This is a genomic window from Vibrio sp. Hal054 (assembly GCF_037162405.1).
Classification (GTDB): Bacteria; Pseudomonadota; Gammaproteobacteria; order Enterobacterales; family Vibrionaceae; genus Vibrio; species Vibrio diazotrophicus.
On sequence record NZ_JARLUT010000002.1, the window covers coordinates 1096566 to 1119467 of the forward strand.

Consider the following 22902-nt stretch of genomic DNA (forward strand, 5'->3'; position numbering starts at 1 on the left):
CATTCTATATAAATTCCACATGTCCTACTGAAGCAGCTATGCTATACTCCGCCTCCAAATTTTATGTAAGGACTAAACCATGAGTCTGAAGAACGACATTCAACAACTGAACAATCGCATCGATACTTGCCATCACAAGTTGGATGCAGCCAAGACTCGCGGCGATAGTGCGATGATCACTAAATTTACCGATGACATCGATAGACTGACTAAGCAGCTAAAAAGCTTGAAGCACAAAGCTGAATACGATCTCAATAAAGAGCGTAAAGAGTTATCGGATATGGCTTTCTCTCGTGAAATCACCAAAGAAGAGCAAGCGGATTTAGGTAAGCTTAAGAAGAAAGTAAAAGGTTTAGTGGTTGTTCACCCAATGACGAAAATTGGTAAAGCCATGCGCATTGAAGTGATGACAGGTTTCGCGCCAAAACCTTTCTAACCTTAAGAAAGAATATAAAAAGAGCCAGCATTTGCTGGCTCTTTGCGTTCTACTTGAATCAATATCCCATCAACTGCAGCAGATTCTCAGCGGTGTGAACCGCTTCTTTGCGGTTGGCAATATTGAGTTTCTGATACAGATTGCGAATGTGAGTTTTGATGGTTGTTCCTGCCACATCAAGTTCCTGTGCAATTTGTTCATTGCTGAAACCGGAATAGATCAAACCTAACACTTGCCATTCACGTTGGGTTAGCGGGCTAGTACGTACTAACTCCGGAATGTTCGGGTGATTGATCAGTTTCTCTACGAACTCTTCATCAAAATGCACTGAACGGCTGCGTTGGGTGGTTGAAATCTCTTTCATTAACTGTTGTGCACGGTGGCGTTCTAAATCGCCCAGTTCACCGCGTTGAATCAGTTTCTCCAACACATGACCCACTTTGGCACCGTCGATCAGGAAGTTGCCAATCATACCGGTTTGGTTAGTGAGTGCTAACGCTTGCTTAAGCTTATCGCGTGCTTCCTCTTCTTTACCAAGAGTCGTTGCCAGAATCGACTCAACAATCAGGTTACGGTTGATATCGGTAATTAACTGATACTTCCTCGCTTCTTCTTGCATGAATTCCAACGTTTGCTGGGCTTCTTCCATCATGTCTAAGTTAATTTGAGCACGGGCAATATTGCGCCATTGCAGTTGCGAAAAGTGGTTACACGCTCTTTCTGGGCGAGTAGAAGTATTTAGCCAATTCTGAATCGAATCCATATCACCGCGAGCTTGCCAGTAAAGCAGCAATGAAAGCGACGCGTTCGCCGTCCAGTCAACATGGTAACTAGATTGTTTCATCAGATGCAGAATCTGCTCAATAAAGCGGCTCGCTTTGTCCAGTTCGCCACGGCCAACCGAGATACGCGCCAGCATAGAATAACTGTGCAGATGTTTACTTGGTGAGTGATTGCCGAGAACGTCCAAACCTTTGTAGGCGCACTCTTCGGCTTCATCCAAACGGTTCCAACACCAGAGAATTTGTGCACGCACGCGTAACAAGAATTCATGCAATGGCAGCTGGTGAAGTTGATGTTCTTCAATCAGTTTGAACGCATTGTCCTGAACTTCATAAGCGGCTTGAACATAACCCTGAGCAATCAGAATTTCGCTTTGCTGCAATAATGCCCAAAGCGCCTGATGATAAACCTGATACTGGCGAGCCAGTTTCTCGGTCTGCTGCATCATTGGCAGAGCACGGCTGAGTTGACCTAATACGTGGTTGACTTCACCCACAACGGACGTTGCCACAATTCGGCTGCGATAGATTGTGTTATCGAGCTGGCTTAACGCCAATTCAGCGAGCTCTAAAGCTTTTTCTGGTTCGTTTTGGTTAATCGCAACCTGAGCTCGTAATGCGTTGAATTCACCTTGCTCTTTGCTCGACAGTTCCACATTAAGCTTTGCCATCTCTTCATCTGCTTTGGAAAGCAGGGCACCGACATCGTTGTATCTGTGCTGACTTTGAGCAAGCCAAGCTTGAAGCATGCAGAGCTTAGGTTCGCTATAAAGCTGATTAGAAGAAAGCAGGTTAATTGAAGACTCCAACATCTCCAATTCGCCTTGGTTGAACATGCTCCAGCCGTGTTTGCTTAAAATGGTGGCGAGTAAATCGGTATCCTGAGCGATTTTGGCATGACGCAAAGCTTGGTGCGGGTTAGACATTTCTAACCATGCCAGTGACGCTTCGCGGTGTAAGTCGTGTTCTTGCTGTGGAATGCGAGCCAGACGCTGGTGGGCAAGGAACTCACCAAACAAATTGTGGAAGCGATACCAGTTATGTTCGCCTTCCAACGGGTAAATAAACAAGCCAAAACGGTTTAGCGATTCAATCATGCTTAACGCGTCGTCACGCTTGGTCAGTGCGGTGACCAGTGAATCGTTGAAATGTTCCAACACTGAACACTGCATCAGGAACTGACGGGTTTCGTTGTCGAGAAGGTCAAATACCTCTTCAACCAAGTAATCCCACAAATGTGCATGATTGAAGTGAGAAACAGATTCCGCACTTTGCTCCAGAGTACGCTTTTGATATTGCGCTTGCAGAGCGATAAGTTGCAACGCTGAAGGCCAGCCTTCCACGTAATCACGTAAGCTGTTTGCTGTAGAGTCGTCTACGCCATCGGTAACTCGTTGATTAAAGAAACGGGTGGTCTCTTCGGTGTCGAATGCCAGCAGTTCGTTACCAATCTCGATCATCAAATCACGCACACGCAAGTTTGCTGTGCCCAGTGGTGGCGCTGCGCGACTGGTCACCACTAAGGTCATGTTGTCCGGCATGTGTTTGATGAAAAAGCGCATTGCTTCATGAATTTCGTCATCAGACAGCAGATGATAGTCATCCAACACCACATAACATTCTTGGTGGTAGTGAGCCATTTCGGTGAACACTTCACTAAACAGTGAATGAATCGAAGAGAACTGACGCTTTTCCGCCAGTTTTTGCGCATTCGGGCAACTTTGATCCGTTGCTTTATTGATCGCTTGTAGAAAATAGTTCAAGAAACGGAAAGGATCGTTGTCACTATCGTCAATGCTGTACCAACCAACGTGAGGTTTATCTGCAAGCCACTGAGCCGCCATGGTGGTTTTTCCATAGCCTGCAGGGGAGCGAAATAGCACTAACTTATAGCATGTGGCGTTATGCAAAATGTCCAGCACTCTTGGACGAACAATTGCGTTGTGCAGGCGGCCGGGGCGCGTCAGTTTAGAAGGAATCCACATTCTTGATCTCCCTTCGATCAAATAATAAGAGGAGAAAACAGAGATCTCTGTCACTTTTGTGGCAACGATGTTACTTGATGTTTTTCACTACGTTTATTGATCCCTTTCTCGAATCTCGCACTATTCACATTCTTTAGCAGACTACGCCCCTAATTTGTGAACTTGATCAATAAAATTGCCTAGCGATCCGTTTGGTTGGCAGGTGGTTTGTACGAAATTTTATGTAATTTGAGTAAAAACGATAATTTTAGTGTGACGAAGTATACATTATGAGCAAAAGGAGCACCGCTTGAATCTCCGAGCTGTTTAAACCCCGTCTAAGGTTATTGAGGCAGTCGTTGTGATCTCAATCACTCAGAATCTCGCGGATTGGATTATCAATGAGAGATTGATCACTCCGACTTAAGTGCTACACCCTCTACGCCCTCACTCCTCCTCCTAAATTCATGACAACTTGGGAGGATGTTTACCTTTTGTTGTACGGGCAGGATATGGCACAGATGAATTAGAACTGATAAGAGAGATTTCTCGATGAAACCTACGCAACAGAAAACGTTTGATAAAGCAGCGTTCCAAGCGAACGTAAAGCGTAATCTTACCGCGACATACGCGACCACTGTGGAACATGCTTCTAGCCGTTCTTGGTATTTGGCTATGGGTCATGCTCTAGCAGAATTAACAACGTTCGACATGCTTGAAACAGAGCAAGACGAGCGCATCGTTAATGCTAAAAGCCTGAACTACCTATCTCTTGAGTTCCTGATTGGCCGTTTAACAGGTAACAACCTGATTAGCATGGGCCTTTATGAACAGGTTTCTGAAGCGATGGCGGAATTGGGCCAAAACTTAACAGATTTGTTGGAAGAAGAGCGCGACCCTTCATTGGGTAACGGTGGTCTTGGTCGTCTTGCTGCGTGTTTCATGGACTCATGTGCTGCTCAAGAATACCCAACAGTGGGTTACGGTCTTCACTACGAATACGGTTTATTCAAACAGTCTTTCGAGCAAGGTCATCAGAAAGAAGCGCCTGATGCTTGGTGTGGTATCGAAGGTTACCCTTGGGAAATCGCACGCCCTGAGCTGAAACAAGAAATCGGTTTCTACGGCCACGTTGAAGTGACCCATGAGAATGGCAAAGAAGTTCGCAAATGGGTTCCTGGCATGTTAGTGCAAGCGATGCCTTGGGATTTACCAATCGTGGGCTACCAAAGCGATACTGTTTACCCACTACGCCTTTGGGAATGTCGTGCCATTGCACCATTCTCACTAGAGAGCTTTAACAACGGTAACTACTTCGAAGCTCAGCACTCTCTGATTGATGCGGGCAACATTACTAAAGTGCTTTACCCGAACGACAACCATGAGAAAGGTAAAACACTGCGCTTGATGCAACAGTACTTCCACAGTGCGGCATCGGTACGTGACATTCTTCGTCGTCATGAAGGTGCTGGTTTTGCACTGGAAGATCTACCGAAGAAAGAGACAATCCAGCTTAACGATACTCACCCAACCATCGCGATCCCTGAATTAATGCGTATTTTGGTCGATGAGCGTGGCCTATCTTGGGAAGCGGCTTGGGACATCTGTTCTAAGACATTCGCTTACACCAACCACACCTTGTTGCCAGAAGCATTGGAAACATGGAGCGAGTCTTTGATTCAGCGTCTGCTTCCTCGTCATATGGAAATCATTTACGAGATCAACCATCGCTTTATGCAGGAAGTTCGCGCGAAATGGCCGGGTGATGTTTCTAAACAACAGAAGCTGTCCATTATTGAAGAAGGCTTCCATCGCATGGTGCGCATGGCAAACCTTTGTGTAGTGGGTTCTTACGCTGTAAACGGTGTTGCTGCTCTGCACTCTGAGTTAGTAAAACGTGACCTGTTCCCTGAGTTCAACGAGCTGTATCCAAGTCGTCTACAGAACGTAACCAACGGTATTACACCTCGTCGTTGGCTGAAATTCTGTAACCCAGCTTTGTCTGCATTGATTACTGAGAAAATTGGTGACCAGTGGCCAGCACATCTCGACCAACTAGAATCGATTTCTCAGTTCGCTGGTGATGCGAAGTTCCAGAAGCAGTTCATGGCAGTGAAGAAAGAGAACAAAGCGCGTTTGGCTAACTGGGTGAAAGAGAACATGGGTATCGAACTTGATACCAATGCGATCTTTGACGTTCAAATCAAACGTCTACACGAATACAAACGTCAGCACCTAAACATGCTGCACATTCTTTCTCTGTACCACCGCATCATCAACGATCCATCTTTTGATGTGCATCCTCGTGTGGTGTTCTTTGCAGCGAAAGCAGCACCGGGTTACCACCTAGCGAAAGAGATTATCTACGCAATCAACAAGATTGCAGAGAAAGTGAATAACGATCCACGTATCGGTAACAAACTGAAAGTGGTCTTCATTCCTGACTACCGTGTAAGCATGGCGGAGATCATCATCCCTGCAGCTGACGTGTCTGAGCAAATCTCTACCGCAGGTAAAGAAGCATCAGGTACCGGCAACATGAAGATGGCGCTAAACGGTGCGTTAACCATCGGTACGATGGACGGTGCAAACGTTGAGATTCGTGAAGAAGTGGGTGATAACAACATTTACATCTTCGGTCTGGATGTGGATGGCGTAGAGTCACTAAAAGCAAAAGGTTACAACCCTTACGACTACTACAACGCGGATCCATTACTCAAAGCATCAATGGAACTATTGATGTCAGACGAGTTCACTCCGGGTGAGCCAGCGAAGCTTCGCGCAACTTACGACAGCTTGCTTGATGGTGGCGACCCATACCTTGTTCTTGCTGATTTCGCATCGTATGTGAAAGCGCATGAAGACATGGATAAGCAGTACCGTGATCAGGCGGGTTGGGCGAAGAAGGCAATATTGAACACCGCTCTGGTGGGCAAGTTCAGCTCTGACCGCAGTATTCGCGATTACGTGAATAATATTTGGCAGCTTGAAGCCGTCAAACGCTAAAAAATAGAACCAAACAGCCAAGGTGTAAGCCTTGGCTGAATGGCTTATAACGCTCAACGAACATATGTTCCAGAATGAATAAAAGCCAAATCGACATAGATTAAATAATTACACACCCTACACATTTGAAGGATTATGCAGTCCCTTCGGAGAGAGCGATGAAAGAACAAAATGCATTAAAACAAGTCGCAGCGATGGCAAAAATTGCCGACAGCTATGTGAGTGCTTGGGGCGATGAAGCAAAAGTAGAAGACGAGACCATTCGTCGTCTTTTGGCTTCTTTAGGTTATGACACAACCAATGATCAAACCTTATTAAAATCGGCTGAGAAAAAACACAAAGCCGATGTGTTGGAAGCGGTATTAGTGATTCGCCAAGGAGAGCCATTAGAGGTGTCTCTTAACCTAGGTTCTAGCGCTCGTGAAAGTGAGTTTGACTGGCGACTAGAAACCGAACAGGGCGAAGTATTCGAAGGTTATCTGCAATCTCAAATCGTTCGTGATGAGCGTGCAGAAGGTGGCCCGCTAGTATTCTCTTTGCCGAGCGATCTAGCACTGGGTTACCACAAGCTGTTTGTTTCTCGCAAGCGTCGTAAAGCGCCGTATGAGATGACGGTTATTGTGACGCCAACTGCCTGTTTCAAACAACCTGCTCTGGAAAAAGGCAAGAAGCTTTGGGGACCAAGTGTTCAGCTTTACACTTTGCGTACTCAGCACAACTGGGGTATCGGTGATTTCGGTGACTTGAAACAGTTGGTTGCGGATATCGCTTCTCGTGGTGGTGATTTTGTCGGTTTGAACCCAATCCATTCTCTGTTCCCAGCGAACCCAGAAGGGGCAAGCCCATACAGCCCGTCTTCTCGCCGTTGGTTGAACATTCTTTATATTGATGTGAGCTCAGTACCAGAGTTCGCACTAAGTGGTGAAGCACAGCAAAAAGTGGGCAGTGCGGAGTTCCAACAACGTCTGCAAAAAGCACGTGAATCGCATTGGGTGAACTACACCGAAGTCGCGCAAATGAAAATGAGCGTACTGCCATTGTTGTTCACTGAATTTAAAGCCCGTCATTTGGATAAAAACACTGACCGAGCTCGTGCGTTCTTAGACTTTGTGGAAGAGGGTGGTGATAGCCTGTTGCACCAAGCAACCTTTGATGCGCTGCACGCACAGTTGCATGCAGAAGACAGCAATGTTTGGGGCTGGCCTGTTTTCCCTGAAAAATACCGTCGTTTTGAAAATCCAGCGGTACAAACTTTTATTGAAGACAACCAAGACGACGTACATCTATACATGTACCTACAATGGGTTGCTGACACGCAAATCAACGAAGCTCAGGCGCTGGCTGAAGAAAAAGGTATGGCGGTTGGCTTATACCGTGACTTAGCAGTAGGTGTCGCGGATTCTGGCTCTGAAACATGGGCGGATGAAGGTAACCTGATTCTGGATGCGAGCATTGGCGCGCCACCGGATGTTCTTGGTCCACTAGGTCAGAACTGGGGCTTACCACCACTCAACCCACAAGTGCTGCAAGCGACTGGCTATGATGCTTACATCAAGCTGTTGCGCGCTAACATGAAGCATTGTGGTTCTCTGCGTATCGACCACGTACTTGGTTTATTGCGTCTGTGGTGGATTCCAAAAGGCGAAAACGCAACCAAAGGCGCATACATCTACTACCCAGTGAAAGACATGCTTGCCATTCTTGCGCTGGAATCTCACCGTCACCAATGCAGTGTGATCGGTGAAGACTTAGGTACTGTACCGGACGAAATCGTGGATCTACTTCGTGATGCGGGCGTTCACTCATACAAAGTATTCTTCTTCGAAACATCGAAAGAAGACGGCGGCTTTATTTCTCCTGCTCACTATGCGCCTCAATCCATGGCGGCTCTGTGTACGCACGATATGCCGACTCTGCGTGGTTTCTGGCACTGTGCTGACCTGAAAATGGGTAGCGAAATTGGCTTGTATCCAGACAAAGAACAACTGGCAGAGCTGTTTGAGGATCGCTTGAAGTGCAAACAAGGCATTTTGGACTCTGTGGCTTGGCATGGTTACTTGCCTGAAGGCGTAGGTCGTGATGCAAGTCTGGTTCCTATGGATTCATACCTGAGTGAAGCATTGCAACTGCATGTTGCGGCAGGTTCGTCAGGTCTACTCAGTATTCAGCTTGAAGACTGGTTAGAAATGGATAATCCTGTCAACATTCCGGGAACCGTTGATGAGTATCCAAACTGGCGTCGTAAGTTGTCGATGAATTTGGATGAAATCTTCGCCCGCGAAGATGTGAACCGAATTTCAGCACGTTTAACGGAAACGCGTGCGAAAGCCAGTCAGTAATCGAGCAAGCACTCAGAGGGAAATTAGTGAATTCTTATATTTACACCAAGAAGTTTAAGTTAGGTCACTCTATACCCCTTTTGAGTTCGGTAAGATGAACTTACGCTAGTATGCCCGCCAATGTAGCGGGCATTTTTATTTCTCTGTTGCGCTGGGAGAAGAGTATTGAAAAAAGCTAAAAAGCCTTCGAAAACACAAGTTGCCTATAACCAGCTTTCTCACGCTGGTTTTGCTGATCCATTTGCATTTTTAGGTCCGTTTATTTCTTCTTTTCAAGGAGCACTACGAGTATGGATGCCGGGTGCTGATAAAGTAGAGTTGCTGGTGGAAGGAGAGCCGAGAGTGGCTCTTGAAAGAGAAACCGATGCCGGTTTTGTTCTTAAATCAGACAGAGACCTTCGCTTCACCCATTATTCTCTTGCGGTTGACTGGGCGGGTACCGAACAAATTGTCGATGACCCTTACCAGTACCACGAAATTTATGCCGAATATGATGACCTGCATACTCCGAAAGAGATGTATCGTCATATGGGCTCGCAGTTCGTCACGTTAGAACGCGATGGTAAGCAGATCTCAGGTATTCGTTTCCTTGTTTATGCGCCTCACGCTTCGGCGTGTAGTCTGGTTGGCTCATTTAACCAGTGGGACGGCCGTCGCCATCCGATGCAACGTTTAGATTATGGCATCTGGGGGCTGTTTATTCCGGGTCTGGAAGAGGGCGTTCAATACAAATTTGAACTGAAAGGACCACATGGTGAAGGTTTACCTCATAAGGCTGACCCTTGGGGATTCTACGCTGAGCAACACCCTTCTTTTGCCTCTGTGACTTATGATCATAGCCGTTACCAATGGCAAGACAGTGAATGGCAACATCGCCCTGTAACGCAAAAGCGAAAAGAAGCGCTCTCTTTTTATGAACTGCATGCAGGCTCATGGAAGCGTAGTGAGAATGGAGATTTCCTCAATTATCGCGAGTTAGCACAGCATTTGACTCCGTATCTGGTTGATATGGGATACACCCATGTAGAGCTTATGCCGGTTTCTGAACATCCATTTTATGGCTCTTGGGGTTATCAACCTGTAGGTTTGTTTGCACCAACCAGTCGTTATGGCTCACCGGATGATTTCAAATACTTCGTTGATATGTGTCATCAGGCTGGTATTGGTGTGGTTCTTGATTGGGTTCCAGCACACTTCCCGTCGGATGATCATGGTTTGGCGAACTTCGATGGTACGCCACTGTTCCATGACCCTGATCCGCGTCGTGGCTGGCATCAGGACTGGAATTCATACATCTACGATGTTGGACGCGAACATGTGCGTCGTTTCCTAGTTTCCAATGCGCTGTATTGGTTCGATATGTTCCATATTGACGGTATTCGTGTGGATGCAGTGGCGTCGATGCTTTATCTCGACTATTCACGCAGTCACGATCAGTGGATTCCAAACGTTGATGGTGGCCGTGAAAACTATGATGCCATCGCAACCTTTAAGTGGATGAACGAAGAGGTTTATAAATACTTCCCGAATGCGATGACCATTGCTGAAGAATCCACAGCCTTTCCGGGTGTGTCAGCGCCAACCTTTATGGGCGGCTTAGGCTTTGGTTTCAAGTGGAACATGGGTTGGATGCACGACAGTCTTTCGTACATCAAAGAAGATCCAGTACATCGTAAATATCACCACAACACGTTAACTTTCCCGCTGATTTACGCATTCAGTGAGAACTATGTGTTGTCTTTGTCTCACGATGAGGTGGTTTACGGTAAACAGTCGTTGATCTACAAGATGCCGGGCGATGAGTGGCAGCAGACGGCGAATATGCGTGCCTATTTTGGTTATATGTACGCGCAGCCGGGTAAGAAACTCAACTTCATGGGATCTGAATTTGGACAGACGGCAGAGTGGAATCATGATGATCAACTACAGTGGTTCTTAACCGCTTTCGATCGCCACCGTGGTATCCAAAGTTTAGTTCGCGACCTGAATCATCTGTATAAGAACGAGCCTGCGTTGCATGAGCGTGATTGTGAACCATCCGGCTTTGAATGGCGTTTGCAAGATGCAGCGGACATTAGTGTGATTGCTCATGAGCGTATCAGTGATAAGGGCGAGAGAATCTTAGCCATTACCAACTTTACGCCAGTGCCGCATGAACACTTCCGTTTAGGGGTGCCAAACGAGGGACGCTATGAGTTGCTGCTTAATACGGATAGCGGTCATTATTCTGGCAGCGATTTTGAAACGGTCACAGTTGCCGAAACTGAACAAGTAAAAAGCGAAGGCTTAGATCAGTCTCTATTGGTGCGTTTACCGCCACTTTCGACCCTGTTCTACAAGCTAAAATCGTAATAAATATTGAGAAAAGCAAGCCCCGATTTACACTATAAATCGGGGCTTTTTATCGCTTCTACAATCACTCACTGATGTTAGCATGCTGCCGATTTTGATATTGAGGCAGCTGAGCTTTCAGTGCTTCAAAAGTGTTGAAAGCGCTCGAAACAGAAAGCTGATTTGCCAGCCAGTCAGGCAGAAAACCTCCCGGGTCTGCGTACGCAGTGTAATCGATATGAGTTAAGCCATTGGTGAGCTTTTCTAAAGTCCAATCCGCCTGAACCGATTTTATCCGAACGTAGCCTTTTTGTTCTGGGTATTGATCTGCCGCGTCTTTGATTTCCAGTTTAAACGCACCATTATCAACTTGGTATTTTGAGTATGTCACCATATCCCTGTCTCGGGCAGGCCATGGGGCAGAGAACTGGGTATAGACGATGTTTTCGTTGGGTGATATCTGCTTCAATACTTTGCTGCTGCTGACTTTATCCAGCCAATTGGGCAGATTTTCACTGTCTTCCAGCAGCACTAAGAACGCTTGATAAGTAGTGGGAGCAAACATCTGTGCGCGGATTTCGACCAAGCCACCTTGATGTTCACGAATGTGAATTCGAATGCCATCTTCGCTTTTTGCGAGTTTCCATGGCATGTCGGTGTTGTCACTGTTCGCCCAAACCAGACTTTGAGCGAAAAGTAGCGATAAAGTGATTGCGCGCGTAAACATAAAGCTCCTATCTAAACAGTATCCTCCTGAGAGGAGTACGCTCGATTCCTTTCACTAAGAGTAGAGTGATAATCGTCGTTCCTGCAAACAGCGTGATGTCTCTGTCCCAACTGCTTTGTTGTAACAGCCCAGAAATGTTCATCACAATGATCGCAACCAGTAAGTGGCTAACATAGATGCCTAATACGCTGCTAGCGTAAGACTGTATCCACGTTGCACTTCCCCAGTTGGGTTTTGCTAACAGAACAAATAAAGTTCCAACGCCCCATAATGCGGTGCCGAATAGGTAATCGTTGTAGCTAAACACTTGTCCATATTGGTGTAATCCATAAGCTTCAGCAAAATGCAAAGCCATTCCTGATAGTGCCAATAACGATGCCATTTTTATGTTACAGGTGATACTGCGTTCGCGTATCACATAACCAATAGTCACCATCAAAGTACTAAAGAACGGGCCATTACGGGTAAAAAATGGTGCTTCCAATTCCGTCACTACATTGTAGCTTCCCGCCAATACACCGTAGATGTAAAGCATGGCCGCGACTGGAATGATCCACTTTGACATATTCCAGCGAACTAAAGCAGCAATAATTGCTATCGCCATAATCAATGAAGGTATAAACCATAGGTGCACTAAGCCGCCTTCGAGCAGAGAGTTCACAGGATTCATCAGCAGATAGTCCCAGTAACTCATACGTTCTGCGAGGTAACCTTTTTCTGCAACATCAGCAAAGTTGAATGGCATCAGCAGGCTGAAAAGGCTCCAAACCAGCCAAATACGAACCAGCGGAAGAGAATATCGTTTCACTGTCTCGAAAGGCGTCGCATTTAGCTTAGGTTGTATTAGATAGCCTGATATCAAGAAGAAAAGCGGAACTGCAAAGCGAGTGGCTTGATTAAACAGATACGCAAGCCAGGGTTCATCATTGTAAAAGGTATGAGTGGTAAATAACTGGCAGTGAAGGCCAATAATAGCGAGCATAGCCACGGTTCTTCCGAACTCTAGGCTCTTGATTTTATTTATCGAAGACATAAGTACTTACACAGAAAAAAGGAAAGCGAGAACAATACTGTATATGCAACTCATCTCTTTCGACTCACATCAATAAATTAGAGCTTGGTACGAACGATGACTCTGATATGTGAACTGGATACGGCTCCGTTACATCAGATCAAATGCGGACAGCAGGAAAATACCCAAGGTGCATGAGAACAGGGAAAAAACAGTGGTGAGTGCAATGATATTAGCTGCCAAGGTGGCATTTCCGCCCATCGCTCTCGCCATCACGTAACTTGCCGCTGCGGTTGGCGCAGAGCTCATCAAGAAAACCAGTCCGAGTTCCATGCCTCTGAATCCAAACATCAGTGCGCCAAGGGTGGTCAGAAGCGGAGCGAGTATCAGCTTAAACCCTGTGGCATACCAAGCGGGTGCATTATCTTCTTTCAATGCTTTTAGGTCTAACGAGCCACCAGTGCAAAGAAGTGCCAAAGGCAGTGTCATGTTACCCAAATAGCGCCCAGCATCCGTGACCATTTTAGGTATTGGTATGGAGAATCCGTAGCAAAAGAGGCCGAACAATATTGCGATGATCAGCGGGTTCTTGGTTAACGTTCGAAAGATGATTTTCGATGGAGGAGTGCCTTTGGTATCGCTTTTCGCGCTTAAAGCGATCACTGCCTGTACGTTGTATAGCAATGTCATGCTCGCCACATAAATAGCCGCAAGTGCTACCCCATCATTACCATAAGCGTTAGCAACATAAGCGATGGCGATAATGGCAGTATTGGCGCGAAATGCGCCTTGGATGATCACTCCTTGATCTTGTGGGCGATTAAACGCCTTTTTGGTGACAAAAGTGGTGAACAGAAAGAACAGAAAATTCGCCACAAGGCCGTAAATAATCAGAGAAGCGCTGGAAGAGAAATCGTGCTTTGAACTTATGATGCTCAAAAACAACATGGTTGGCAGCGTCACTTCAAACACTATCTTGGAGGCGACTTCGATAAAGTTATCGTTAATCAGATTGATACGTTTAAGAAATACCCCGAGTACAAGCATCAAGCAAATAGGGCCGGTGATTGAGGCCGAAAACATCAATAACTGAAAGAGACTGTCCACGCCCATTCCTTGAACTTCAGGTGAAGATAGAGATTAGAAGCAATAAACACCGTCGCTCTAACAAACGACAGTGCTTATTGTAAGATTTTTATACTCTACAGCGTGTTGTAGTTGATTGGAATATGCTTTCTAACGGTTAACGTTATGAACAACAACTTGCTTTTTCTTGTTTCGGGTTGAATCTCTTCCACAGATCTACCGCAATAATGACCGCTAACGCAATGCCGCTTGCCCAAGCGATCACGGGTGGCAACAGTTCATTGCTGGCCGCTAGCTGGGCGTCGATATTGATAGCAAAAGTATCGACTAAAAAGTTGGTGGCATAACCGAATAGAATCGCCACACCCACCACACCGACTAGGTAGCTAACCAGTGCTTTTGTTCCTAATTCTTTTCTCACAATACCTAGGGTTGCCATGTTGGTGGCAGGGCCTGCCAGTAAGAAAACCAATACTGCGCCGGGTGATACACCTGCCAGCATTAGGCCTGCGGCAATTGGAGTTGAAGCAGACGCGCAGATATACATAGGTACACCAATCAGTGCCATCAGTACCATTGCCCAAGGGCTACGGCTGATTTCTACTAGTGCTTCAGAAGGCACAAACGTCACCACCAAAGCTGAAATGATAAGACCCACAATGAGCCACAGTGACAGGTCTTCAATCAAATCGGTAAATGCGTATTTTTGCCCTTGCCATAACTTGTTTAACCATGATTCTGCTTTTGGTTGAGATGAGTGTGTAGATGAGCCAGAGCTACTACAACTGTGAGAACCTGAACAACAAGAAGTTTTGACGGCTTCGGTTGCTGGCGGTGGGGTTTGTGTGTCTTTGTCTGTGATCAACACCAAAAACGCTGCCGCAATGGCTGAAGTTGTCGCCGCTATAGGTCGTATGACCGCCATAAATGGCCCTAACAGCGCATAGGAAATAGCAATGGAGTCAACGCCAGTCTCTGGGGTTGAGATTAAAAAGGCGGTGGTTGCGCTTTTTGAAGCGCCACCTCGACGAAGCCCAACCGCAGCAGGGATAACACCGCAAGAACAAAGCGGCAGTGGCATACCCAAAATCGCGGCTTTGACACTCGGCCACATTCCATCTCCGGTAAGGTGTTTACTCAGTTTATCGTTGCTCAGCGTCACTTTAAGAATACCGGCAACGAACAAACCTATGATCAGCCAGAAAGAAGCATCAAGCCACAAATCAAGTAAGGTATCTAAAAAGGTCGTGATAGCTTGCATATTAAGCTTCCTCTGGTTGAGTTTGAGTAAGGGCCGTCAGGATGGTGCAGTGTTCGGCCGAATGAGCGCCCCCACAGCATCGTTCATTAATCACTTTCAAGGCGTTGTGCATATGCTGTAGCTGGGCAATACGCAGTTCAATTTCATGAAGCTTTGCCAGTGTGATGTCTTTGACTTCTTGGCAGGTGTGCTGATCCGGCTCTATCTGAATCGAAAGCAATTCCTGAATATCACTCAGAGATAGACCTACTTCTTTAGCGTGAAGGATGAATTTCAACCTATCAATGCAGTTTTGATCATACTGACGATAACCATTGTTGGCGCGCAGTGGTTCGATTAAGCCTTGTTGCTCATAAAATCGAATAGCCTCAGTGGTTATGTTGAGTTGTTTAGCCAGTTGACCTCGGGTTAATGACGCCATTTACAAACCTCGATTCAGTATTCATTTTTTAACAGTATAAACTTTGTAGTTAAGTACAAGGTCAATACTTTATTTGTTTCAATGCAAATTTATTTTGTGTGTCTCTGCCTACAAAAAGACGGTTTGTAAAAAAAGAACGATCGTACTAAACTTCTTGGCGTGTTAACTGAATCTGATGAGTTATGAGCAAAGGAAAAATTACCCGCGAGAACATTTTGGCCAAAGCATTTGATCTTGCCAGTGAGAATGGTCTGGAAAGCTTAACGATAGGAGAGCTTGCCAAGCACTGTGGTATGTCAAAAAGCGGCTTATTTGCTCATTTCAATTCAAAAGAGAACCTGCAATTAGCGGTAGTTGATTTCGCTAACCAAGTTTTTATTTCTCGAGTTATCGCTCCTGCACGTGAGTTGGGTGACAAAAATATCGAAAGTAAACTGCGTTCTATCCTAGATAGTTGGATGGGCTGGAACCATTCATTCCAAGGTAGTTGTATGTTTTTGGATGCTTGGAAAGAATCGGCAAAAAGTGAATGTGCCATTCAGCAAGAGCTCAAGAAAATTATTTCTAATTGGATTCAGTATTTACAAATTCAGATAGATAAAGGCGTTGAGAACCGCCAGTTTCGGGCGGATTTGGACGCCAAGCAAGCGAGTTACGAGCTTTATGGCTTGTATCTTAGTGCGCATTTGTTCTATTCCATCTATGGACAAGAGCAAAGCCACCAAAGATTTTGGCAAGGAGTCAGCGATTTGTTTGATCGCTGGAAACGTTAACCAGCAAAAAATTTACCAATAAAAAGCACGACCGTACGTTTTTGGTTTAAGGATAGTTATGAGCGAGAAAATTTACTTCAATACAGCACAACGTTTTAACTGGCGTCGTAGCTTAGTCAATGTCACCACACGTTTGCACCATTCGTTGGCTCCGAGGCACGCAAAGAAAACGGCTAGAAAGCTTCTTCTTACTCCAAGTCGTATGAAAGCGAAAAATCAGGCACCTGAGGGTTTAATCAAATCTTACGTTTCTTCACCAGAAGGCCAGTTAACCACTTACCGTTTGGGTAAAGGACCTATTTGGGTATTAACCCACGGTTGGTCTGGTTCTTCGAATCAGTTTTATCCTTTGATGGAACACGTTGCCTCTTTAGGTTTTACCGCTCTTGCTTACGATCATCCTGGGCATGGTGAAAGTGAAGGGGCCTTAGGGCACATTCCTGCCTTTGTGCGTGGGCTAGAAGCGATCTTAGACAGTGAAGAAGACGTGGTTGGTTTGATTGGACACAGCATGGGTAATGCGACCGCGCTAGAGTGCCGACACGCCAAAATAGCAAACTGCCCTATGTTGCTGATAGCACCCGTATTGGACTACTTAGATAACTTGTTCAGCACCGTGGCTCGTTCCGGTTATTCCATGCGTCTGTTTGAAGAAGTCGTCAACGAAGTTCAAGACGAATACCGTTACCCAATTCAGTCAATTGACCCGTACAAAAAGCTTAAGCAGCGTGAGTCTCAGACTATAATTGTTCATGACGAAGGCGATAAATTTGCCAAATATTCGGTATCGCAAAAGGCGTCTCAAGAGATGGAAAACGTGACGCTTATTACCACTCAAAACCAAGGTCATGGCAGAGTGATGACAAGTCCTGAGGTGATGAATGCATTTGACCAAATCGCTAAGCAGCTTTCTTAAGATTACGGATTTTACTTGGAATTCTGTTTAAAACTGATGTTTTATTAATCATCAGTCAAACGAAAAGGGATATTTATATTTCTATTTATTTCAAAATGTTAAGTTGTTGGTTTTAATGTTGATTAGTTTAACAACTTGACAAAAATTTATTATCTCCTTGTTTGGTTACGTGTGATCATTGTGTTGCCGTAAGGCCTTTATAAGGAAAAATAATAATGAATAGAAATGATAGTGTCCCTTTACCCAGTAACACCCGAGAATGGTTTTTTCACCGAAACAGTATGATTGTCATTGCCGATCTCGCTCTGTTTTTCATCTTACTGTTTACCCTCCCGTTTGAGTCCAACGTTGTTTTAGGCTTAAGTATGCTGACGTTTATCGCCATCCTCTGGCTGACGGAAGCATTACATGTAACCGTCACCGCGATACTTGTCCCTGTGATGGCGGTATTGTCAGGTGTGTTTGACACGCAAGCTGCCCTGAACAACTTTGCGAATTCTATTATCTTCCTATTTTTGGGCGGTTTTGCCCTAGCGGCGGCTATGCATCGCCAAGGTTTAGATAAAGTCATCGCAGATAAAGTTCTCGTACTTGCTCAAGGTCGAATGAGTGTCGCTGTCTTCATGCTGTTTGGTGTTTCTGCAGCTCTATCTATGTGGATCAGTAACACTGCGACAACCGCGATGATGTTGCCTCTAGTGCTTGGTATTTTAAGTAAAGTGGATGATAAGCGAGGTCATTCTACCTATGTGTTTGTGCTTCTAGGCATTGCTTACAGCGCCAGTATTGGTGGAATTGCAACTGTGGTGGGCAGCCCACCAAACGCAATTGCAGCCGCAGAAGTGGGTTTAACATTTGTCGGTTGGATGAAATTTGGTCTTCCAACTACTTTAGTTATGCTGCCAATCTGTTTGGCCATTCTTTACTTCATGCTAAAGCCCGATCTCAGTGGTCAGTTTGATACTCATGAAGAACCTGTGGATTGGGATAAAGGCAAAATCGTCACATTAGCGATCTTCTCGCTGGTGGTATTCCTGTGGATTTTCAGTAAGCCAGTGAATGCCATGCTCGGTGGTTTTAAGAGTTTTGACTCACTGATTGCACTTTCTGCCATCATCATGGTGAGTTTTGCCCGAGTCGTGCACTGGAAAGACATTGAAAAAACAGCCGACTGGGGCGTGTTGCTTCTGTTTGGTGGCGGTATTTGTTTAAGCAATGTTCTGAAGCAAACCGGTACCAGCGTGTTCCTTGCCAATGAACTCAGTCAGTTGATTTCAGACTTCGGCCTATTCTTCATCGTGTTCGTTATTGCAGTATTCGTTGTGTTCTTAACTGAATTTGCCAGTAACACGGCAAGCGCAGCATTGCTTGTTCCGGTATTCGCAAGCGTTGCCGAAGTTTTCGGCGTCTCACCAGTTCTGTTATCAGTACTGATTGCAGTTTCAGCATCTTGTGCATTCATGTTGCCAGTTGCCACCCCACCAAACGCTATCGTGTTTGCTACAGGACATATAGACCAAAGAGAAATGATGAAAGTCGGTTTCATCCTGAACATCGCCTGTATTGCCATCCTGTCTACAATCGCAATGACATTCTGGTAAGCCTAGCTTTAAGCGCTGTTTTGTTCTAAACAGCGCTTCTATCTTATTGAAAAATATTAATAACCACGTTATTAATATGACCTCCATTCCAATGCGCAGTGCTTTTATTAATTTATTAATTAGTTGTAAATTGCATAACAAATATCTTTTTATAGGCAGTAATTTGTATTTTTAGGTTATATGTTGCCTAGACTAGGTAATATATTGCTTATTTCTTCTTCATTCATTGATATATAAAGACATAAATATTGGAATGATAATTGCTTTCTATTCATTAATATTAATTTAATAGTGGAAACATTGTGGCAAAAGGAATCATTGTAGGACATATAGGAAGTGACCATGATGGTTTCCCTCCTACCCCTGTAATATCAGGATCTAGTACCGTTAAAATTGATGGTAGTTCTGCGGCACGATTGGGGGATGCGCTTGCACCTCATGATAAACCCAAACATCCTCTTCATCCTCGCAGTATTTCTAGCGGTTCTGCAACTGTAATGTTTGATGGGATGCCTGCAGCAAGAGCTGGAGATTCAATTGACTGTGGTGGAGTATTACAAGGGTATAGCAGTGTTAATATCGATTAAGCGACATTGGTATGTGCACTTGTTTATCTTTTTCTCCTATTTAGCTTATGGAAACGGTGTTTCTTATGAACCTAGTCAATTAAGTAGTGATCAAGCGTTTGTGATTGGCAAACTTATGCGATCTCAGTTCAAGAATAGAGAAGCTCAACGTTACCTGAAATATTCAGCGGATAATGGACATTCATATGCGGCTTATTTATATGCCATGGAGTTATTGATTAATCACAAAGATGATAGATCGATGTATGAAAGTCGTGAATATTTGCTCAAAGCGGCAAATGGAGACAACCGGGATGCGATGAAACATCTTTATCAAGAAGCGAACTGGTTGACTGATAATGAAAGAAGTATCTGGGAAAAAAGGTATTACGATACTTTAATAATGTTTGGTAAATGGAATCCGGGGAAGGTGTTCTATGAACTGTCTGAATTCCATGCGGATGATGATGAAGAACTTTCTCGCTACTATTTAGTGAAATCTGTTGCTCTTAGTTATCCCCGCGCACTAATGAAGCAAGCAGATAGCTATATGAAAGGCTATGGTTCATTTTATTTGCCAGGCGAAAGAGAGACAGTAATAAGAAAACTGTATTTTTCAGCTGCAAAGCTGGATTACATTCCAGCAATTAAAAAATATATACAGCTATTAGAGAAAAATGGGCAGTTTAATTTGGCCTTTGAGTGGAGACAAAGAGCTTTAAATCTAGGGGATATTACTTCTCTAGCTTCATTAGCCTTTATTTATTCAGGAAACTTTAATCAAAATTATTCCTTTGTAGAGGTAAACAATGCCAAGGCAAAAGCCTACCTACAACTATATATTGATAATGTAGGCAATGAAAAATTTATTGCTTTAACGGAAAAGGTGGAAGGTCTATATGCCCATATATTGGATAGGTTACCACAAGAGCAATTAACTTATTCATCATTAATTGAAAGCGAACTTGAGAAGAATATTGAATTTTATAATTACGATTTATATTGGGATATTTAATTTAAATTAATCTCAAAGTATGAATATATCTATAATTTTTAGGCTTACTTCATATTTTAGTGAATGAAGTAATCTATTGCTTTAAAAATGGTGCAATCTTTACATCAATTAACCCTTACTCACAGTATTAAATTAAAAGATTTAAAACTAATCATATAAATCCACTTGTATAATTTTTTGGAGATGCTTTATGGCTAAAGAAGGAAGTGTCGCTCCACAGGAGCGGATTAACATCAAATATATTCCAGCGACAGGTGACGCTCAAGCTGAAGTAGAGCTCCCTCTTAAGACATTAGTCGTCGGTGATTTTAAAGGGCATGAAGAAGAAATCCCCCTTGAGGAAAGAAAGCCAGTTTCTGTTGATAAAAACAATTTTGAATCAGTGATGCGTGAAAGTGACTTGAAACTAACGACAGCAGTCAAAAATAAACTTGTTGATGATGATTCAACAGAGATGCTTGTGGAACTCAAGTTTCAATCATTAACCGATTTTGCTCCTGATTCAGTAGCTACACAGATTCCTGAGCTAAAGAAACTGATTGAGTTGCGAGAAGCATTAGTCGCATTGAAGGGGCCGCTAGGAAACATTCCTGCATTTCGAGAGCGTTTGCAGAGTTTAATCAATTCTGAGGAGTCTCGAGATCAACTTCTTTCTGAGCTGAGTATTGTTAATACATCTGAAAAATCTGTCTCTTAAGTTGACCTATTACTCTTGTCATTTATTTAACGTTAGGATTACTACTTAATGTCTGCAATTGAATTAACACGCGAGAATACTCAAACTCTTGAACGCAGCCTACTTGATGAAGTAATGGCCCAAACCCGGATGTCTCCTACTGAAGATGGATATGAAGTTGCTAAGAAAGGTATCGCTGTCTTCATTGAAAATTTAATTGGTTCAAATAAAGAGCAGGAACCGATTAATAAAGCTTTAGTCGACAAGATGCTTGTTGAGCTCGACAGAAAAATTAGTGCTCAAATGGATGAGGTATTACATGATAAGTCATTTCAGCAGATGGAGTCAGCTTGGAGAGGGTTAAAACTGTTTATTGATAGAACTGATTTTCGTGAAAACAACAAAGTTGAGTTATTACATGCAACGAAGGATGAGTTGCTGGAAGATTTTGAGTTTGCGCCAGAGACAACACAATCAGGTTTGTACAAACACGTATATTCGGCGGGGTATGGGCAGTTTGGTGGGGAACCTACAGGAGCGATTATTGGCAACTTTGCATTTACTCCCTCTACAAGTGACATAAAGTTGATGCAATATTTGGGGGCGTTAGGGGCAATGTCTCATGCGCCTGTGATATCCAGTGTTGGCCCTGAGTTTTTCGGCATCGAATCCTTTGAAGAACTACCAAATATAAAAGATATCAAAGCTATATTTGAAAGCCCTCAATACACCAAATGGCGCGCATTACGAGAATCAGAAGATGCCCGCTATCTAGGGTTAACTGCACCTAGGTTTTTGCTACGAGTTCCTTACGATGCAATTGACAACCCTATAAAGTCTTTTAATTACTCTGAGAATGTTAGTGAATCACATGAGCATTATCTTTGGGGGAACACAGCTTTTGCGTTTGCAACACGCTTGACAGATAGCTTCGCCAAGTATCGTTGGTGCCCTAATATTATCGGCCCGCAAAGTGGTGGAACAGTAGAAGATTTACCTGTTCATGTATTCGAATCAATGGGAGCTTTGCAGAGCAAAATACCTACCGAAGTATTGATAACCGATCGCAAGGAATTTGAACTGGCAGAAGAAGGATTCATAGCTCTTACGATGCGAAAGGGTAGCGACAATGCTGCATTTTTCTCTGCAAATTCAATCCAAAAGGCGAAAGTATTTCCTAATACTAAGGAAGGCCGAGAAGCCGAAACTAACTATAAACTGGGTACTCAGCTTCCTTATATGATGATTATTAACCGTCTTGCCCATTACGTTAAAGTTTTACAAAGAGAGCAAATTGGTGCGTGGAAAGAGAGACAGGATCTAGAGCGAGAGCTTAACTCATGGATCAAGCAGTATGTTGCCGATCAAGAAAATCCACCAGCAGATGTTCGTAGTCGCCGACCTTTAAGGGCCGCAAAAATTGAAGTTATGGACGTTGAAGGCAACCCTGGCTGGTACCAGGTAACACTATCTGTCCGTCCTCACTTCAAGTATATGGGGGCGAATTTTGAGCTGTCACTCGTTGGTCGTTTAGATCAAGCATAACAATGGTCTATTTATCAGCTGAAGAAAGCGTGTTTGGTGTTGGCTTCTTGGAGCGTTTAGAAGCCAATACTAAACCAGTATCTTTTATTCAAGGCCCAGACGTAAATGATGTGGTTGAGTCTATCAAGCGTAATGTTGCGAACATTTTGAATTCGAGAGTAGGTGGATCTGAAAGTGCTCCATTACTTGGTCTAATCGATTTTAATGATGCGACTCTGGAATCAATGGATTTATCTGTACGTATTAAGTTGGCCATCCAACATTGTCTTGAGCGGTATGAGCCAAGATTAAAAAATATCTTAGTTATCGCAGATAAAGATATGTATAGCTCTATGACCCTTAGCTTTTCCATCACTGCCTCAATTAATAGCGCTGCTCTTCATGAAAAGATCCGTTTCAGTCTTTTATTAGACAGCAACAGAAAGTATCGAGTGTATTAATTCGT

Annotated in this window: 18 protein-coding genes; 12 read left to right on the top strand and 6 right to left on the bottom strand. The window is 44.1% G+C overall.

Translation table 11 applies throughout. From position 1 onward, the window contains the following. Positions 1–79: 79 nt before the first annotated feature. Positions 80–436 carry a YibL family ribosome-associated protein gene (locus P4S58_RS21005; protein WP_042479576.1) on the top strand — a complete coding sequence of 119 codons (357 nt, stop codon included), beginning with the start codon at positions 80–82 and terminating at the stop codon, positions 434–436. Positions 437–494: 58 nt separating this feature from the next. Here the strand turns inward: P4S58_RS21005 and malT are convergent, their stop codons facing one another. After that, complete coding sequence (malT, locus tag P4S58_RS21010; protein WP_337165584.1) at positions 495–3203, bottom strand: HTH-type transcriptional regulator MalT; 2709 nt, start codon at positions 3201–3203, stop codon at positions 495–497. A 531-nt stretch (positions 3204–3734) separates the two neighbouring features. Here malT and P4S58_RS21015 point away from each other — a divergent pair. The 3 genes from P4S58_RS21015 to glgB all read left to right on the top strand — a co-directional run bounded on the left by P4S58_RS21015 (position 3735) and on the right by glgB (position 10879). Further along, positions 3735–6188, top strand: a complete 2454-nt coding sequence (locus tag P4S58_RS21015) for a glycogen/starch/alpha-glucan phosphorylase (protein WP_337165585.1) — start codon at positions 3735–3737, stop codon at positions 6186–6188. A 158-nt stretch (positions 6189–6346) separates the two neighbouring features. After that, complete coding sequence (malQ, locus tag P4S58_RS21020) at positions 6347–8527, top strand: 4-alpha-glucanotransferase (protein WP_102953299.1); 2181 nt, start codon at positions 6347–6349, stop codon at positions 8525–8527. Positions 8528–8692: 165 nt separating this feature from the next. Next, complete coding sequence (gene glgB / locus P4S58_RS21025) at positions 8693–10879, top strand: 1,4-alpha-glucan branching protein GlgB (protein WP_337165586.1); 2187 nt, start codon at positions 8693–8695, stop codon at positions 10877–10879. A gap of 64 nt (positions 10880–10943) precedes the next feature. On the opposite strand, the gene P4S58_RS21030 is transcribed toward glgB, so the two are convergent. The 5 genes from P4S58_RS21030 to zntR form a co-directional block, all read right to left on the bottom strand. Then, on the bottom strand, positions 10944–11585 hold the full coding sequence (locus tag P4S58_RS21030; protein ID WP_443089027.1) for an START domain-containing protein: 642 nt from the start codon (positions 11583–11585) through the stop codon (positions 10944–10946). A gap of 7 nt (positions 11586–11592) precedes the next feature. Beyond that, on the bottom strand, positions 11593–12618 hold the full coding sequence (locus P4S58_RS21035) for an acyltransferase (RefSeq protein ID WP_337165587.1): 1026 nt from the start codon (positions 12616–12618) through the stop codon (positions 11593–11595). A 129-nt stretch (positions 12619–12747) separates the two neighbouring features. Beyond that, positions 12748–13680 (bottom strand): AEC family transporter, encoded by a 933-nt coding sequence (locus tag P4S58_RS21040; RefSeq protein WP_237292292.1) that lies wholly within the window; start codon positions 13678–13680, stop codon positions 12748–12750. Positions 13681–13846: 166 nt separating this feature from the next. Beyond that, a complete protein-coding gene (locus P4S58_RS21045; protein ID WP_237292279.1) occupies positions 13847–14944 on the bottom strand; it encodes an SO_0444 family Cu/Zn efflux transporter in 1098 nt (365 codons plus the stop codon). A gap of 1 nt (position 14945) precedes the next feature. Then, complete coding sequence (gene zntR / locus P4S58_RS21050; protein WP_102985661.1) at positions 14946–15365, bottom strand: Zn(2+)-responsive transcriptional regulator; 420 nt, start codon at positions 15363–15365, stop codon at positions 14946–14948. Positions 15366–15547: 182 nt separating this feature from the next. Between zntR and P4S58_RS21055 the strand changes: the two genes are divergently transcribed. The 8 genes from P4S58_RS21055 (at position 15548) to tssE (ending at position 22897) form a co-directional block, all read left to right on the top strand. Next, positions 15548–16138 carry a TetR/AcrR family transcriptional regulator gene (locus tag P4S58_RS21055; RefSeq protein WP_042479591.1) on the top strand — a complete coding sequence of 197 codons (591 nt, stop codon included), beginning with the start codon at positions 15548–15550 and terminating at the stop codon, positions 16136–16138. Positions 16139–16196: 58 nt separating this feature from the next. Beyond that, a complete protein-coding gene (locus P4S58_RS21060) occupies positions 16197–17054 on the top strand; it encodes an alpha/beta fold hydrolase (protein WP_337165590.1) in 858 nt (285 codons plus the stop codon). A gap of 215 nt (positions 17055–17269) precedes the next feature. Continuing rightward, positions 17270–18655 carry an SLC13 family permease gene (locus P4S58_RS21065; RefSeq protein WP_102965056.1) on the top strand — a complete coding sequence of 462 codons (1386 nt, stop codon included), beginning with the start codon at positions 17270–17272 and terminating at the stop codon, positions 18653–18655. Positions 18656–18957: 302 nt separating this feature from the next. After that, positions 18958–19242, top strand: a complete 285-nt coding sequence (locus tag P4S58_RS21070; RefSeq protein WP_042479597.1) for a type VI secretion system PAAR protein — start codon at positions 18958–18960, stop codon at positions 19240–19242. A gap of 19 nt (positions 19243–19261) precedes the next feature. Then, positions 19262–20236 (top strand): sel1 repeat family protein, encoded by a 975-nt coding sequence (locus P4S58_RS21075; RefSeq protein WP_337165592.1) that lies wholly within the window; start codon positions 19262–19264, stop codon positions 20234–20236. Positions 20237–20426: 190 nt separating this feature from the next. Next, on the top strand, positions 20427–20933 hold the full coding sequence (tssB, locus tag P4S58_RS21080; protein ID WP_042479601.1) for a type VI secretion system contractile sheath small subunit: 507 nt from the start codon (positions 20427–20429) through the stop codon (positions 20931–20933). Between the two features lie 48 nt (positions 20934–20981). Continuing rightward, positions 20982–22457, top strand: coding sequence for a type VI secretion system contractile sheath large subunit (gene tssC / locus P4S58_RS21085; protein WP_042479602.1), 1476 nt, complete (start codon positions 20982–20984; stop codon positions 22455–22457). 2 nt (positions 22458–22459) lie between these two features. After that, complete coding sequence (gene tssE, locus P4S58_RS21090) at positions 22460–22897, top strand: type VI secretion system baseplate subunit TssE (protein WP_042479604.1); 438 nt, start codon at positions 22460–22462, stop codon at positions 22895–22897. Positions 22898–22902 lie beyond the last annotated feature (5 nt).

Bases quoted from the DNA above. Each gene is read 5' to 3' on its own strand.
- P4S58_RS21045 (WP_237292279.1), bottom strand. From the start codon at position 14,944: ATGCAAGCTATCACGACCTTTTTAGATACCTTACTTGATTTGTGGCTT.
- malQ (WP_102953299.1), top strand. From the start codon at position 6,347: ATGAAAGAACAAAATGCATTAAAACAAGTCGCAGCGATGGCAAAAATT.
- tssB (WP_042479601.1), top strand. From the start codon at position 20,427: ATGGCTAAAGAAGGAAGTGTCGCTCCACAGGAGCGGATTAACATCAAA.
- zntR (WP_102985661.1), bottom strand. From the start codon at position 15,365: ATGGCGTCATTAACCCGAGGTCAACTGGCTAAACAACTCAACATAACC.
- malT (WP_337165584.1), bottom strand. From the start codon at position 3,203: ATGTGGATTCCTTCTAAACTGACGCGCCCCGGCCGCCTGCACAACGCA.
- tssE (WP_042479604.1), top strand. From the start codon at position 22,460: ATGGTCTATTTATCAGCTGAAGAAAGCGTGTTTGGTGTTGGCTTCTTG.
- P4S58_RS21055 (WP_042479591.1), top strand. From the start codon at position 15,548: ATGAGCAAAGGAAAAATTACCCGCGAGAACATTTTGGCCAAAGCATTT.
- P4S58_RS21015 (WP_337165585.1), top strand. From the start codon at position 3,735: ATGAAACCTACGCAACAGAAAACGTTTGATAAAGCAGCGTTCCAAGCG.
- tssC (WP_042479602.1), top strand. From the start codon at position 20,982: ATGTCTGCAATTGAATTAACACGCGAGAATACTCAAACTCTTGAACGC.
- P4S58_RS21065 (WP_102965056.1), top strand. From the start codon at position 17,270: ATGAATAGAAATGATAGTGTCCCTTTACCCAGTAACACCCGAGAATGG.
- P4S58_RS21030 (WP_443089027.1), bottom strand. From the start codon at position 11,585: ATGTTTACGCGCGCAATCACTTTATCGCTACTTTTCGCTCAAAGTCTG.
- P4S58_RS21005 (WP_042479576.1), top strand. From the start codon at position 80: ATGAGTCTGAAGAACGACATTCAACAACTGAACAATCGCATCGATACT.
- P4S58_RS21040 (WP_237292292.1), bottom strand. From the start codon at position 13,680: ATGTTTTCGGCCTCAATCACCGGCCCTATTTGCTTGATGCTTGTACTC.
- P4S58_RS21035 (WP_337165587.1), bottom strand. From the start codon at position 12,618: ATGTCTTCGATAAATAAAATCAAGAGCCTAGAGTTCGGAAGAACCGTG.
- P4S58_RS21060 (WP_337165590.1), top strand. From the start codon at position 16,197: ATGAGCGAGAAAATTTACTTCAATACAGCACAACGTTTTAACTGGCGT.